Annotated in this window: 14 protein-coding genes; 11 read left to right on the plus strand and 3 right to left on the minus strand. The window is 58.1% G+C overall.

Features of this window, described 5'->3' with window-relative positions; translation table 11 throughout:
- Position 1 precedes the first annotated feature (1 nt).
- On the plus strand, positions 2-868 hold the full coding sequence (locus ABVT35_RS04480) for a fumarate hydratase (RefSeq protein WP_368465079.1): 867 nt from the start codon (positions 2-4) through the stop codon (positions 866-868).
- 8 nt (positions 869-876) lie between these two features.
- Positions 877-1,494, plus strand: a complete 618-nt coding sequence (locus ABVT35_RS04485) for a fumarate hydratase C-terminal domain-containing protein (RefSeq protein WP_368465080.1) — start codon at positions 877-879, stop codon at positions 1,492-1,494.
- Positions 1,495-1,560: 66 nt separating this feature from the next.
- Here the strand turns inward: ABVT35_RS04485 and katG are convergent, their stop codons facing one another.
- Entirely contained in the window at positions 1,561-3,762 is a 2,202-nt protein-coding gene (katG, locus tag ABVT35_RS04490) for a catalase/peroxidase HPI (RefSeq protein ID WP_368465081.1), read from the minus strand.
- 269 nt (positions 3,763-4,031) lie between these two features.
- Between katG and ABVT35_RS04495 the strand changes: the two genes are divergently transcribed.
- The 3 genes from ABVT35_RS04495 to ABVT35_RS04505 all read left to right on the plus strand — a co-directional run bounded on the left by ABVT35_RS04495 (position 4,032) and on the right by ABVT35_RS04505 (position 5,839).
- Positions 4,032-4,961: a LysR substrate-binding domain-containing protein gene (locus ABVT35_RS04495; protein ID WP_368465082.1), complete on the plus strand. Its 930-nt coding sequence runs from the start codon at positions 4,032-4,034 to the stop codon at positions 4,959-4,961.
- 174 nt (positions 4,962-5,135) lie between these two features.
- Positions 5,136-5,444 (plus strand): ArsR/SmtB family transcription factor, encoded by a 309-nt coding sequence (locus tag ABVT35_RS04500; RefSeq protein ID WP_368465083.1) that lies wholly within the window; start codon positions 5,136-5,138, stop codon positions 5,442-5,444.
- Entirely contained in the window at positions 5,441-5,839 is a 399-nt protein-coding gene (locus ABVT35_RS04505; protein ID WP_368465084.1) for a VOC family protein, read from the plus strand. The genes ABVT35_RS04500 and ABVT35_RS04505 overlap by 4 nt, the downstream gene beginning before the upstream one ends.
- 360 nt (positions 5,840-6,199) lie before the next feature.
- Here ABVT35_RS04505 and ABVT35_RS04510 read toward each other — a convergent pair whose 3' ends face one another.
- Positions 6,200-7,042 carry a helix-turn-helix domain-containing protein gene (locus tag ABVT35_RS04510; protein ID WP_368465085.1) on the minus strand — a complete coding sequence of 281 codons (843 nt, stop codon included), beginning with the start codon at positions 7,040-7,042 and terminating at the stop codon, positions 6,200-6,202.
- A gap of 125 nt (positions 7,043-7,167) precedes the next feature.
- Between ABVT35_RS04510 and ABVT35_RS04515 the strand changes: the two genes are divergently transcribed.
- Positions 7,168-7,404, plus strand: coding sequence for a DUF2061 domain-containing protein (locus ABVT35_RS04515; RefSeq protein ID WP_368465086.1), 237 nt, complete (start codon positions 7,168-7,170; stop codon positions 7,402-7,404).
- A gap of 87 nt (positions 7,405-7,491) precedes the next feature.
- Here the strand turns inward: ABVT35_RS04515 and ABVT35_RS04520 are convergent, their stop codons facing one another.
- Entirely contained in the window at positions 7,492-8,268 is a 777-nt protein-coding gene (locus ABVT35_RS04520) for a DNA-binding transcriptional regulator (RefSeq protein WP_368465087.1), read from the minus strand.
- 110 nt (positions 8,269-8,378) lie between these two features.
- On the opposite strand from ABVT35_RS04520, the gene ABVT35_RS04525 reads away from it, so the two are divergent.
- Genes ABVT35_RS04525 through ABVT35_RS04545 form a run of 5 tightly spaced genes read left to right on the plus strand, consistent with a single transcriptional unit; the run spans position 8,379 to position 14,783 of the window.
- Complete coding sequence (locus tag ABVT35_RS04525) at positions 8,379-9,347, plus strand: DUF6282 family protein (RefSeq protein ID WP_368465088.1); 969 nt, start codon at positions 8,379-8,381, stop codon at positions 9,345-9,347.
- A 41-nt stretch (positions 9,348-9,388) separates the two neighbouring features.
- Complete coding sequence (locus ABVT35_RS04530; protein ID WP_368465089.1) at positions 9,389-10,378, plus strand: fumarylacetoacetate hydrolase family protein; 990 nt, start codon at positions 9,389-9,391, stop codon at positions 10,376-10,378.
- A gap of 51 nt (positions 10,379-10,429) precedes the next feature.
- Positions 10,430-11,578: a TAXI family TRAP transporter solute-binding subunit gene (locus tag ABVT35_RS04535; protein ID WP_368465090.1), complete on the plus strand. Its 1,149-nt coding sequence runs from the start codon at positions 10,430-10,432 to the stop codon at positions 11,576-11,578.
- Between the two features lies 1 nt (position 11,579).
- Positions 11,580-13,541 (plus strand): TRAP transporter permease, encoded by a 1,962-nt coding sequence (locus ABVT35_RS04540; protein WP_368465091.1) that lies wholly within the window; start codon positions 11,580-11,582, stop codon positions 13,539-13,541.
- Positions 13,542-13,577: 36 nt separating this feature from the next.
- On the plus strand, positions 13,578-14,783 hold the full coding sequence (locus ABVT35_RS04545) for an alanine--glyoxylate aminotransferase family protein (protein ID WP_368465092.1): 1,206 nt from the start codon (positions 13,578-13,580) through the stop codon (positions 14,781-14,783).
- Positions 14,784-14,790: the final 7 nt, after the last annotated feature.

A 14,790-nucleotide genomic window follows, 5' to 3' on the forward strand; every position in this document is an offset into this window, starting at 1 on the left:
CGTGATTTCCTACGATCAGATCAAACAGGTTTCCGCCGATCTCTATGAATGGTCTTTGAAGAAGATCCCCGAAGACACCAAGCTGCGGCTGGCCGAAGCCTATGCGGAAGAGAGCGGCGAGGGCGCCAAAAAAGTGCTCAATTTCATGATCCGCAGTGCTGAAAGGGCCGAGGAAAAAGACCGGTTTTTGTGTTCGGATGCCGGCGTTCCGGTCTATTCGGTCAAGATCGGCTCGCAGGCCGTGTTTTCCGGCGACATCAAGCGCGCCTTTGCCGACGGTTTCGAGGATCTGGTAGGCCGTATCGATCCTCCGCTTTTGAAATTCGTGCAGAACCCGCTGACCAACGAGCGCTCGTACAAGGGCAAGGACATGCCCATTGTCAGTTGGGACGTGATCGACGGCGCCGATTACATTGACATGACCTGTTCGCCGAAGGCGCTGGGTTCCGGCCGCTGGGCGGCACTGGAGATCTTTGTCTATCCGAGCCTTGAGGACATCGAAAAATACATCATGGAAACCGTCATCCGGGCGGGCTCGCAACACTGTCCGCCGGTGATGATCGGCGTCGGCATAGGCGGCTCCTTCGATCACGCCGCCAAGATGGCGAAACAGGCAACACTGCGTCCGATGGGAACGGAAAATCCCGAGCCGATCCTGGCCGATATGGAAAAGCGCCTGTTGAAGGCCATCAACAAGACCGGCTTCGGGCCAATGGGGCAGGGCGGTGATACCACGGCGCTCGGCATCCATATCGACTTTTCCGCCGGCCATGGCTTCACCCCGGTCGCCGTCTGTTTCAATTGCTGGATCAACAGGCGCACCCGTGCCCGCATCTATAATTCCGGCGAAATCGAGCGCGTCGAATAGAGGCCTGAATGAGCAAGACCCATGAACTGACATTGCCGCTCACGGATGCCGATATTCAAACGCTCGAAATCGGCGATCTCGTCTATCTGACTGGCGACATCGTCGTCACCGTCGGTCTGCCGACGCACAAGCGGATCGCGGAGTTCATCGATGCCGGCAAGAAACTGCCGATGGATATTGAGAACGGCATACTGTGCCAGGTCGGCTGTTATGTCGAAGAACAGGGCGGCAAAAAGGTCAGCCGCTATATCAACCCGTCAACGAGCACCCGGTTCGAACCGTATCTTCCGACGATCATCGCCGGAACCGGTGTGAAAGCCATTGGCGGCAAGGGCGGGGTCGGGCCTGAAACCATTGCGGCGATGAAAAAGCACGGCTGCGTTTATCTCTCCTTCATCGGCGGCGCCAGCGCGCTGACTTCGGAGGCGGTTCTCGATGTTGTCGACGTCGCGTGGGAGGATTTTATCGTCCAGTTCCGCCTGACCCGTTTGCGGGTCAAACAACTTGGCCCGCTGACGGTGGGCGTCGACGCGCGCGGCAACTGTCTCTACACAAATCTGAAAAATGACGCGCAACAGATGCTCGACGGGTTGATGGACGAACTCAATCGCGACCGGCGGGTTTAGAGCCAACCCGGATTTGCTTCGGAGCGCGGCCGGGTTCCAGCCGCGCTCGAATGTCATATGACTAGGTCAGGCAAGGTCGAACCGGTCGAGGTTCATCACCTTGTCCCAGGCAGCTACAAAGTCGCGCACGAATGTCTCCTGCGCGTCCTGGCTTGCATAGACTTCCGCAACGGCCCGGAGCTGGGAGTTCGAACCGAAGATGAGGTCGACACGGGTGCCGGTCCATTTCGGCTCGCCACTGTCGCGATCGCTCCCTTCGAAGACATCACCTTCATCTGAAGTCGCCTTCCAGGCCGTACCCATGTCGAGAAGGTTCACCAGGAAATCATTGGAGAGTGTCTCCGGCCGATCGGTAAATACGCCGTTTTGGGACTGTCCGACATTGGCGTTCAATACGCGCATGCCGGCAACCAGCACAGTCATTTCGGGCGCGGTCAGGGTCAGCAATTGCGCACGATCGATCAGAAGCTCCTCCGCTGATACGGTGTATTTGCCCTTGAGATAGTTGCGGAACCCATCGGCGACCGGCTCGAGTACGGCGACGGATTCCACGTCGGTCTGTTCCTGTGACGCATCGGTCCGGCCCGGCGTGAACGGCACCGTCAGATCGTGTCCGGCGTTCTTCGCTGCCTGTTCCACGCCGGCGCAGCCGCCGAGGACGATCAGATCAGCGAGGGACACTTTTTTCCCGCCCGACTGCGCGCTGTTGAAGTCCTGCTGAACCCCTTCGAGAGTTTCGAGCACCTTCGCCAACTGCGCGGGCTGGTTGACTTCCCAGTCCTTCTGCGGCGCGAGACGGATCCGTGCGCCGTTTGCGCCGCCACGCTTGTCGGAGCCGCGGAAGGTGGCTGCCGATGCCCAAGCGGTCGAGACCAGCTCTGAAACAGACAGCCCCGATTCGAGGATTTTCGCCTTGAGACCGGCAATGTCATCCTCGTCGATCAGTTCATGATCGACTGCCGGAACCGGATCCTGCCAGATCAGCTCTTCGGCCGGGACTTCAGCGCCCAGATAGCGCGAACGGGGACCCATGTCGCGGTGCGTGAGCTTGAACCAGGCCCGGGCAAATGCATCTGCAAACGCGTCCGGGTCTTCATAAAAGCGCCGCGATATCTTTTCGTATTCGGGATCGAAGCGCAAAGAGAGGTCTGTGGTCAGCATCGACGGCGTTTGGCGCTTTGACGGATCATGTGCATCCGGCACCGTGCCTGTTCCCATGCCGCCCTTCGGGATCCACTGCTGGGCGCCGGCCGGGCTCTTTGTCAGTTCCCATTCATAGCCGAACAGGTTCCAGAAGAAGTTGTTGCTCCATTTTGTCGGTGTTGTCGTCCAGATAACTTCCAGGCCGCTGCCGATGGCGTCGCCGCCCTTGCCGCTGCCGAAGCTGCTCTTCCAGCCAAGGCCCTGCTCTTCAATGCCGGCGGCCTCGGGTTCGGGGCCGACAAGCGCCGCATCGCCCGCGCCATGCGTTTTGCCGAAAGTGTGACCACCGGCGATCAGCGCAACGGTCTCCTCATCGTTCATGGCCATGCGGCCAAAGGTGTCGCGAATGTCATGTGCAGCGGCAACCGGATCCGGATTGCCGTTCGGCCCTTCCGGATTGACATAGATCAGGCCCATCTGAACGGCAGCGAGCGGGTTCTCGAGATCCCGGTCTCCCGTGTAGCGCTTGTCTTCCAGCCAGACGTCTTCGGCACCCCAGTAGATGTCTTCTTCCGGCTCCCAGACGTCTTCGCGTCCACCGGCGAAACCGAAGGTCTTGAAGCCCATAGATTCCAGCGCGCAGTTGCCGGCAAGGATCATCAGGTCGGCCCAGGAGATTTTCCGGCCGTATTTCTGCTTGATCGGCCACAGCAGCCGGCGTGCCTTGTCGAGGTTGACGTTGTCGGGCCAGCTGTTGAGCGGTGCAAAACGCTGCGTGCCTGACGACCCGCCCCCACGGCCGTCCGCCGTGCGGTATGTACCCGCGCTGTGCCACGCCATGCGGATGAAAAGCGGACCGTAGTGACCGAAGTCGGCCGGCCACCAGTCCTGCGAATCCGTCATCAGCGCATAGAGATCGGCTTTCAACGCTTCAAGGTCGAGGCTCTTGAATTCCTCGGCGTAATTGAACGCCTCGCCCATCGGATCGGACAGGGAAGAGTTCTGGTGAAGCATCTTCAGATTCAACTGATTGGGCCACCAGTCCCGGTTAGACCTGGCGCCAAGTGACGTGCTTCCGTGCATTACAGGGCATTTGCCTGCGTTCTCAGCATTTTTTCCGTCCATATTTCTCTCCCATTGAGGCTAACTGAATTGAACTGTTCAAAGGACGAACATCATTTATGTATTGCATAGCGGGCCGGTTTCACGGCCTGTGCGAACCCAAAGTGTCAGCATAGCAGATGTTCGGGAAATCAGTGACATCTGCATTGTCAGTCTAGGTGACACGAAGCGGTATTGGCACTGGCTGCTCCTGATCGTCGCTTTACCTCCTATATCAAAGCCAATCCATTAGTTTAAGTTGGATTTACTGATTGTTGTGATAAGATCATCTTATGATGAATCTGACCCTCAAACAGCTTCGATATTTCGATGCCCTTGCACGGCACGGTCACTTCGGGCGCGCGGCTGATGCCTGTGCGATCTCCCAGCCGGCATTGTCGATGCAGATCAAGGAGCTGGAAGAAACACTGGCGACGGAGCTCTTCGAGAGAGGTGCACGCCAGGTCCGGCTTACCGGCTTTGGAGAGGAGTTTGCCGTGCGGGCGCGCGACATCCTGCGCTCGGTGAATGAACTGGGAGACCTGGCGCGTGCCTCGCAGGAGCAGCTTGTCGGTCGGTTGCGGATAGGCGTTATCCCGACAATCGCGCCTTACCTGCTGCCCACGATAATCGGCAACCTCACGCGCATGCATGAAGGCCTCGATATTCATGTGCGCGAAACCCAGACCGCGAAATTGATTCAGGAACTGGCGGATGGCCGTCTTGATACGGCAATCGTTGCTCTGCCGGTGTCGGAACCCTGGTTGACCGAGGTAGCGCTGTTTGCCGAGGAGTTCGTTCTGGTCCGGCCTGGTGAGGATGAGGGAAAGCCGGTGCCCGATCGTGAAATGCTCCGTGAAATGCGCCTGCTTCTTCTTGAGGAGGGACACTGTTTTCGCGACCAGGCACTGTCGTTCTGCAATTTGCGCTCGGCGCTTCCACGCGAGTTGCTGGATGGCAGTTCCCTTTCCACCCTGGTCCAGATGGTCGGTGCCGGCATCGGTGTTACCTTGATCCCGGAAATGGCGGTGGCCGTGGAGACACGTTCGGCTTCGGTGTCCGTTGCCCGCTTCAACAGTCCCCAACCCTCGCGGACAATCGGCATGGTCTGGCGAAAGACAAGCCCGCTGGCAATGCAGCTCATACAGATTTCCGAGGTCGTCCGGCAGTCAGCCGATACACTGCGCGAGCAGCACAGCCGGAGCGCGGATATCCGACAGTGATCGTCCCTTGACAACGGTCCCTTGTGTCAAGAGCGCATGTCCAAAAAAGCGGCCTTTCAATAAACGCACCTTAACGACTGCAACGCGGACGAAACTGCCGTTCGTTCCGCCAATTGTGAGGTCCGCTTCGCAATCAAACTTGATATGCAGTAAAATTACTGCATATTAGAACTGATGACAGATGATCAGCTCGATCTTATTTTCAAGGCTCTTTCTGACAGCACGCGCCGCCGCATCATCGACCATCTGAGCAAACAACCCGCTCAGTCATTGTTCGAGGTATGCGCGGCATCGGTTGCAGAGGATGGCATCGCTTTGTCCCGACAGACGATTTCCCAGCATCTAGCTGTTTTGGAGAAAGCTGGGTTGATCGAGACGACATGGAAGGGACGGACGAAAGCCCATTCGTTGAGCGTCAACGAAGATCATATCGCTGCTGCAGCATGGCTCGTGAATTACAAACAGAACGGAGAAAAAACATGAAAATCTATGTGACTAACGTCTTTGTCGACGAACAAGACAAGGCAGAAAAATTTTACACTGATGTTCTCGGCTTCACGGTGAAAAACAATATCCCATTGGGGGAAAATCGTTGGCTGACAGTCGTGTCGAGCGAAGACCCCGAAGGAACAGAGTTGCTGCTCGAGCCAAGCGACCACCCTGCTGTGAAACCCTACAAGGAAGCACTGGTTTCAGATGGCATCCCTGCACACTCTTTTCAGGTGCAAGATCTTGACGCGGAGCGGCAAAGGTTGGGCGACCTTGGCGTAGAGTTTACTGTTGAGCCAATGGATGCTGGGCCGGTTCGCATGGCGGTTTTAGACGATACCTGTGGGAACCTTATTCAGCTGATCGAGATGAAGGACGCCGCCCCATAGTAACGTCACATAAGTCAACATGATCTCGACCCGAACGACAAATACCAGCCGTTCGGGCAAGGGGCGGTCGCTCCTGTCACAACAGCTACGCGTTCGCAGTTGGCGGCGTGTTGTCGAATGATCTCCGCGATGGCATCCGGTTCCGATGGAACCGCTCCTTCGAAAGGTCTCGCGCCACCATCATCAAGAGCGCAGATATGCGTATCGGCCACTGATACGTCCAAACCAACGTAGGTCTTTCTGATCTCTGTCTCTTCTTTCATATAATGGTCCCCCAAATAACGGTTCAACATGCACCGATATTGGAGGTGGAGTACCGGACCATTGTCACTCTATATCAAATCCGCGCAGGGCCGATGATCATTGTTTGATCAGGGAATTGATATGGTCCGGAACATGACGTGCATCCACCTTGGCTTCACGGACCAGCCAGTCAAAGTGTTCGGTTAAAGAACGCACCCGGTCCAGCTCGCGGAATGTCAGATAGCATTGACCGATATAGACAACGGCAAGGTTGGGACCGAATATGGTAACGGGGGCGCTGAACTCCGTATGCGCGTCGAACAGAAAGATCCTGAGCCTGGGGAACATTTCCCGACACGTGGCGGAAATCACCTGCAATTGTTCATTTCGAATGTCCTGAGAAAGCCCTTCGTAATACCCGGTGCCTTCGGCGCAGGCTTTAAGCTCGTGGATCGGCAGCGATATCTCATAGTCCGATGCGCCCGTCTGCAACCAATCGAGCTGGCCGCGCGTTGATTCGACCGCTTGCGCCAAATGCCTGCCGCGAAACGAGGAATATTCCCAGTCCAGCATCCGTTCCGTTTTCAAAATGTCGGGCATGGTCGCCGGAACATGCCGTATCTTGTAACCGGCTGATTCCCGGTGCCAGGCTAGAAGCTGTTCGTCGGCGGAGCTGCGCTCCGCGGGGCTGAGAGCCATTGCGGCGGCAACAATATCTCCGGGCCGCTCGGGCCGGTTTGTCAGCCCCAAGAGCCAGTCCGCGCTCACGCCAAGTGCCGAGGCAAGGTCGGCCACAAGCTGTCCATTGGGCAGGCGCGGCAAGTCGGCATTGAGGAGCTGACCGATCGTTGAACGGTCGACTCCTGTTTTCCTCGCCAGTTCGCTGCGCGAAACCTTTTCGTGCTCCATCGCCTCGTGCAAGCGGCCCTTGAACATTTCGGAACGATCTCGCCTGTCCATTTCTAACACCAATGCAGAATAAAGTCACCAAAGCAGATATATTGCAGCGTAAACACAGAATGTCCAGCCCGGAGCAATTGCGATAGAGGATGGAAAACAAACAGATTTTCAGATTGGACGCCAGGATGGACAGCAAAAAGAGACTCTTCACAAAGTCCGTAACGTGGCAGCTCGCCGGAGTTGCAACAATGACGCTCATTGGCCTGCTGTTCACTAGATCCGTTTCGGCGAGTGGCGGCATCGCAATTACCGGCTCACTTGTCGGGTTTTTCAGCTACTTTCTGCACGAACTGGCCTGGACGAAGATACCCTGGGGCCGCGTCAAGGCGGAAGGCATAAACACCGACGGAAAAGAGGTTTGACCACTTCGGACATGAGGGCGAGAGCCGAACCGTCGCACATTTTCACAGCGCAACCGATGCCGTTTGAAGTGCCATGCCTTCGTCCCGCTAGCTCAAGCGGCTGATGTCCCTTGAAATTCTGTTGACCGCTGTTTGCAGCTTGCCGGAAAACTTTTGAACGGCATCCTGGCGCCGGTGGGCGGCTCGATAGTAGGTAATGCCGAGCGTGCCGAGTACACGCTCGCCGTTCATGACCGGCATGGCAATCGTGTTGGACGATCGCGGTTCCATATTGGCGTCGCGCTCAGCAAAGCCCTGTTCTTTGACGGTCCTTAATTTGCGCCGCAAAAGAGTTTCCTTTTCGGCAATCTTTGCCTTGCTGCCTTCTTCGCGCTGCATCAGGATTTTGATCAGCATGTTTTGCTGTTCGGGAGGGCAGAACGCGAGATACGCAAGACCCAGCGCGTGATGGTTGAGGGACAGCCGCATATTGACCGTGGCGTGGAATGGCGAATTGGGACTGTCGGGAATGGTTGAGTAGCGCACAATGACACAATCGTCATGCAGGATTGCGATCGTCGCCGGCCACATGAAGTGGTTGGTCAGGGCCGCCGCATGGGCGCGGCCTGCCTCCACCACCAGCGGGTCTCCATGAAATCCTGCGCTCAATGAGGTCACTTTCGAGGTGACCTGATAGCCACCGTGACGTGGATCGTTAGACACATATCCGGTCTGTTCCAGTGTCTGCAGCAGACGCACGATTGTCGGCTTCGGCAGTCCGGTCGCATCATGCAGGTCAGAAACGCGCGTCACCCGGTTCTGGTTCAGATGTTCGAGTATCAAAAGCGTACGCTCAACCGCGCGTACCGGTGAAAATGACGTCATGTCCGGGCCCCGTTTTGTCTTCGCTCAAATACCGAAAAATTTCATACCGTGAAACGATGCGAATAACAAATTGCGACGAACAGGCGCCGTATCTACCGTCCGAGGCATCGATGATGCGTAATCTGGAGCAGGAAATGTTGAACCCGAACGAACAGCAGGATGATGGCGGGCAGATGTCGGAACGGGTCGACGCTCTCATGAAGGGCTCGATCGATCTGCACGTCCATTCCGGCCCCTCGGTGATGGCTCGCAAACTCGATCACATCGACGAGATCAAGGAAGCGGCAGCGGCCGGGCAGCGGGCCATTCTGATCAAGGACCACTATTATCCCGGCGCTCCGATCGTCAACCTGCTGAAGCCGCATATGGAAGAATACGGCGTCGAACTTCTCGGCGGCATTCCGCTCAACAATACGTCGGGTGGTCTCAATCCCTTCACGGTCGACACATTCCTCAAAATGGGCGCCAGCCTTGTCTGGATGCCAACCTCGTCGGCGGCCAACCATATCCGCTCTACCCATCGCAAGAAGCGCCTTGTGACTGCCAAACCGATGCGCCCGGCCGAAGGCATCTCGGTCGTCGACAACAAAGGCAACCTTGTCGACGAAGTGAAGGAAATCCTTGATCTGATCGCGGAATTCGACGCGGTTCTGTCTTCCGGGCACCTTCACATCAGCGAGATCTGGCCGCTGTTCGAGGAGGCGAAGGCCCGCGGCGTCAACCGTCGCCTCGTCAATCACCCGACCTATGTGGTGGGTTGCAGCCTCGCCGATATTACGGAGCTCACCGAGGGCGGCGCAGTCGTCGAGCATTCCGCCGCGTTCTACATCGAAAGCAAATTCACCTGCTACACGCCCGAAGAGCTTCGCCAGCACATCGATGCCGGTGGTGTCGACCGCACGGTGCTTGGTTCGGATCTCGGCCAGAGCGGCAACCCGAGCCCGGTGGAGGGCATGCGCACCCTCATCGAAATGTGCCTGAACCTCGGATACAGCGATGAGGATATCCGCAAGATGACCACCACGAACTGTGCCCGCATCATTGGCTTTGAGGGCGCGAATTTTGATGGATCCAACTGAGTTCGGATCGGCGAAAACAACAGAAACAGGAAATTCCGACTATGAAATTCTGCCGGTTTCAACGCAAAAACGGTCAAAAGGCGATCGGTCTTGGCTGCAATGACGATCGGGATATTGCCGACCTTGCGCCGATCTACGAAAAACTGAAGGAAACCGATCCTTCTCTAGAGGCATACCTTTTTCCCAACAGTCTCAAGACGATGATCGAAGATGGTGATTTGGCAATCGCGGCGGCTCGCGCGGTACAGCGGGCGGTCGAGGGCGAAGCCGCCGATTCAAACGGGGCTTCAGCGCACATCATTCCCTTTGCCGGAACGCACATCTTCGCGCCGGTGGACGACCCGCAGAAATTCTTCGCCATCGCCATCAACCGGCACGGCGGCTGGGATACGGCGGTCAAGCCGGACAACCCGCATGCCACCTATTTTACCAAGCTTCCGTCCTGCATCGTTGGCCCCGCAGACACCGTCAGGATCCCCGATGTTGGACAGGTCGGTCCTGAAATTGAGCTGGTGATCGTCATCGGCAAGGGTGGTTACGACATACCGGAAGAAAAGGCGCTGGACCATGTGTTCGGCTATGCCGTTCACAACGACATCACCGCCCACGATATGCGGAAGAAAACGGAATGGATCCGCATGAACCGGGCTGACGGTTCGCAGGAACACCTGACCTATCCGGGGCGCTACAAGAATTTCGACACGTTTTCGCCGATGGGGCCGTGGCTTGTCACCCCTGACGAGGCGCCGCATCCAGATGAGGCGGTTCTGGATGCCTGGCTCAACGACGATCACGTGCAGCACGGAACGACCGCGGAGCACGTATTCAACGCGGCTCACCTCATCTCCTATCTGTCGCGCGCCCACGCGCTCAAACCGGGTGACATCATTTCCACCGGCACGGTCGGGCCCGTTGAGCCATGGACCATGGCGACGATCGATCTCGGAAAAATCGGCGGAACCATGCGCTCGTCGATCGAAGGTCTTGGAAGCATGGCAAATCCAATCGAATTCGTGCCCGGCCTCAAATAACGGCCGGGTGGATTGCTGTCGCAACAACGAATTTTCAAGGGAGGAAGAACAGTGAGTATCAATTTCGCAAAATTCACGGCAACGGTGGCGCTCGGCGCGCTCATTGCCGGAAGTGCACTGGCGGCCGACGATGTCGACCTGCCAAAGACCGTGTCCTGGACGGCGTACAGTGTCGGCAGTACGGGTTACGGCCAGTCGGTCGCGATCGGCAAGGCGCTTCAGGACGGGTATGGCGTTACGTTGCGCGTGGTGCCGGCCAAGAACGATGTGTCGCGGGTCATTCCCGTCATGAAGGGGCAAATCGACTTTTCTGCCGCGGGATCAGGTGTCTTTTATGCCGTCGAAGGGGTACTGGGTTGGGCAAAGCCCGAACTCGGGCCGCAGCAATTGCAGATGGTCATGAGCTCGACCGGCAACAACTGTCTTGCGCTTGGCACGGCCAAGGATGCCAATATCAAAACAGCGGCAGACCTGAAAGGGAAACGGCTGCCATGGGTTTTGGGATCGCCGTCGCTGCAGACGAATGTGACGGCATTTCTGGCCTATGGTGGCCTGACCTGGGACGATGTCACCCGCGTTGATGTTTCGGGATTCGATGCTGCGTGGAAAGCGCTGGTCAACAACCAGGCCGACGCCATGACGTCGTTCACCACCGGCGGCGGCACGGAACTTGACGCATCGCCGCGTGGCCTGGCATGGCTGGAAACACCCCATAGTGAAACTGAAAACTGGAAACGAATGCAAATGGTCGCACCGCACATGGCCAAGCGCGTGGCAACAGCCGGCACTAACCTGTCGAAGGACAATCCGCTCGAATGCGGTGGATTTCCGTACCCGATCCTGGTTACGGCGCCCGACCGGGACGAGGCTCTGGTGCACAATATGGCCAAGAGCATCAGCGAGCAGTTTGACAATTTCGTCGAGGCGGAGCCGTCAGCCGTCGGCTGGGCCGACGGTCGCCAGAACTTCCAGTGGGTGCTGCCCTACCATTCCGGTGCAGTCGAATTCTGGAAGGAAAAGGGAATGTGGTCGGATGAGGCCGCGGCCCACAATCAGAAACTGCTTGATAGACAGGCGATCCTTGCCGCCGCGTGGGAAGGCATGGCCGACAAGAGCGGTGACGATTTCAAGGACCGCTGGATGGCCGTTCGCGCCAAGGCGCTGACGGATGCCGGCATGGCACCGGTTTGGGATAAGTAGCGTGCAGGAAGACGACGACAAGGCGGCACCGAGCCGCTTCCGCTCACTCCCGGCGGGCTGGTTGTGGCCAGTCAGGGCAGGGGCTCTCGCCCTTGTTCTGCTGGCCATAAACCAGGCATTCAATCTGCATTTCTTTATCGGTGAAACGCTGCTGGCGAACCGGTATATCTACACGATCCTAATGATCGTCATTCCGTCGATCTATGTCCTGCTGCCGATGCATGCGCGGGCGCCGAAAGACCGGGTGCCGTGGTACGACATTGTCCTGGCGGCGCTGTCCGTCGCGGTGATCGGCTTCCTCGTCGCCAATTCATTGCGGATGATCGAGAACGGCTGGGAGCTGGCGGCACCGCAAAACGCGGTCTATGTCGCAATGGTCTTCTGGGCGCTGATCTTCGAGGCGTCGCGTCGTGCGGGTGGCACATCCTTGGCCGTCATTGTCGGCTTTGCCTCGCTCTATCCGCTCTTTGCCGATGTCATGCCGGGCCCCATCGAAGGTTTCTCGTTCCCGATAGACACCGTCGCCGCCTATCACGCGATGAGCAATGAAAGCGTCATCGGCATTCCGATGCGGGCCTTTGCCAATCTCGTCATCGGCTTCATCATTTTTGGCGCCGCTCTGCAACACACGGGCGCCGGTTCCTTCTTTATCAATCTTGCATTCGCGCTGCTTGGCCACATCCGTGGCGGACCGGCCAAGGTGGCGATCGTCGCCAGCGGACTGATGGGTTCGATGAGCGGTTCCGTGGTCACCAATGTCATGACGACCGGTGTCATGACCATCCCGGCCATGCGCCGCATCAAGCTGACCGCGCCCTTTGCGGCAGGTGTTGAGGCCTGCGCGTCGACCGGAGGCGTCCTGATGCCGCCGGTAATGGGGGCGACCGCCTTCATCATGGCGAGTTTCCTTGGCGTTTCCTATGCCAGCGTGGCGCTGGCGGCGGTCATCCCGTCCTTCCTCTATTTTCTTGGCCTATTCGTGCAGATCGACGCACGGGCCGCGCAGGAAAAGATCGAGGGGCTGGACCGTGCGGAACTGCCATCATTGAAAAAGACGCTGAAAAGCGGCTGGTATTATCTTTTTGCCTTCGCGCTGCTTGTTTACCTGCTTTTGTATTTGCGCCGGGAAATGCTCGCGCCCTTTTACGCGACGCCGGTGCTGATCCTGATCAACCAGTTTGCCTCGCCGGAAACCCGCTGGGGCTGGAAAGAACTATTCGGCTTTTTCGACACACTAGCGAAGCTCTTTGCCGAACTGGTCGGCGTACTGGCCGGCATCGGTCTGATCGTCGGTGCCTTGTCGATGACCGGGCTTGCGGGCACTCTGGTCAACGATCTCCTTTCGATTGCCGGCGGTTCGCAATTGCTCCTGCTCATCATCGGCGCGGCAACCAGCTTTGTTCTCGGCATCGGCATGACGGTGACAGCGGCCTATATATTCCTCGCCATCATTCTGGCGCCGGCGCTGATTGCCACCGGGCTCAATCCGCTGGCCGTACATCTCTTCATCTTCTATTGGGGCATGCTTTCCTTCATCACCCCGCCGGTGGCGCTCGGCGCGTTCGCGGCCGCATCGGTCGCCAAGGCCTCGCCCATGATCACCGGTTTTGAAGCGATGCGGCTCGGCAGCGTGATCTATTTCATACCGTTTTTCTTCGTGCTTGATCCATCGCTCATTCTCGAGGGAAGCATCTTGCAGACCCTTGCCGTGCTGGCTCTTGCCATCGCGGGCATCGTGTTCTTCGCCAGCGCCATGCAGGGTTATCTCGTCGGTGTAGGCAGGCTCAAATTGGTTGAGCGGATTTTCTTCCTGGCCGGCAGCCTGCTACTGCCGCTTCCCGGCGAAAGCGTCTTGCCATTGGCGCGGATCGAAATATTGTTGCTGAGCACGGCGCTGATCCTGCCAATGCTCGCACTGGCGGCCCGGCGCAATCTCAAACCCAATGAGCTCGTCAGCGCCTGACGAACCGTTCCCAGTTTGACGAAGTGAGTAGCCGCGATGACGCTTGCCAATGGCCGCGAGTTTGTACTGATCCCCGGACCTTCGATCCTGCCGGACCGGGTACTGAATGCCATGCACCGGGCGGCGATGGATATCTATGCCGGTCCGATGCTCGGCGTGACCGACGACTGTCAACACGGCCTGAAACGGATATTCGGAACGGACGGCGACACCTACATCTATGCCTCGAACGGTCACGGTACCTGGGAGGCCTCCCTGACCAACCTGTTTTCCAAGGGCGAGAAGATCCTGGTCCTGGAATCCGGACGTTTTGCGACCGGGTGGGGGGAAATGGCGACCATGCTGGGCCTCGATGTCGAGGTGCTTGCCTGCGACTGGCATTCGGCTATTGACCTTGACCGGCTTGAAGAACGGCTGCGCAATGACAGGGAGCAGGCGATTTCGGCTATCCTGGCCGTCCAGGTCGACACCGCCAGCGGCGTCGTCAATGATATCGGCGCGTTGCGCAAGGCAACCGATGCGGCCGGGCATGGCGCACTTCTCATGATCGACGCGGTTGCTTCACTTGCCACCATGCCCTTCGATTTCGACGGATGGGGCGTCGATGTTGCCGTTTCCGGTTCCCAGAAGGGGCTGATGTCGCCCGCCGGGCTGGGCTTCGTCGCCGTCAGCGCCAGGGCCAAGGACAAACACCGGCAGGCCGGCTTGCGCACCCCCTATTGGGATTGGACGGCGCGCGACGGCAAGGTCCATTATCAGAAATATTGCGGAACGCCTCCTGAGCAGCTGCTGTTCGGCCTGCAGGAGGCGCTGAAAATGATCTTCGAGGAAGGCCTTCCGTCTGTCTTCCGGCGACACGAGGCCATTGCAGATGCCACCCGGGCAGCAATCGCTGCGTGGGAGGCGGCGGGGGCAACCTTCAACATCCGCGAACCCGCCAGCCGCTCCAATTCTGTTTCGGTGTTCTGCTTCGAAGATGATCTTGCGACGAGGATTATTGACTATTGCAAGGTCAACTGCGGCGTGACGCTCGGTGGCGGGCTCGGCCAACTGGTGGATCAGACAATCCGCATCGGCCATATGGGCCACGTCAACCCGCCGACCATTCTTGGCTGCCTGGGCAGTATCGACATGGCTCTGGCCTCCATGGGCAAACAGCTTCCGCAGACGGGCGTCGGCGCGGCTTCCATGGCGCTTGGCCGATACGCAGCGGAAACGTCACATGCCCAGGCACAGGCCTAGAACGGCA

Source organism: Hoeflea sp. TYP-13 (assembly GCF_040932035.1).
Taxonomy (GTDB): Bacteria; Pseudomonadota; Alphaproteobacteria; order Rhizobiales; family Rhizobiaceae; genus Hoeflea_A.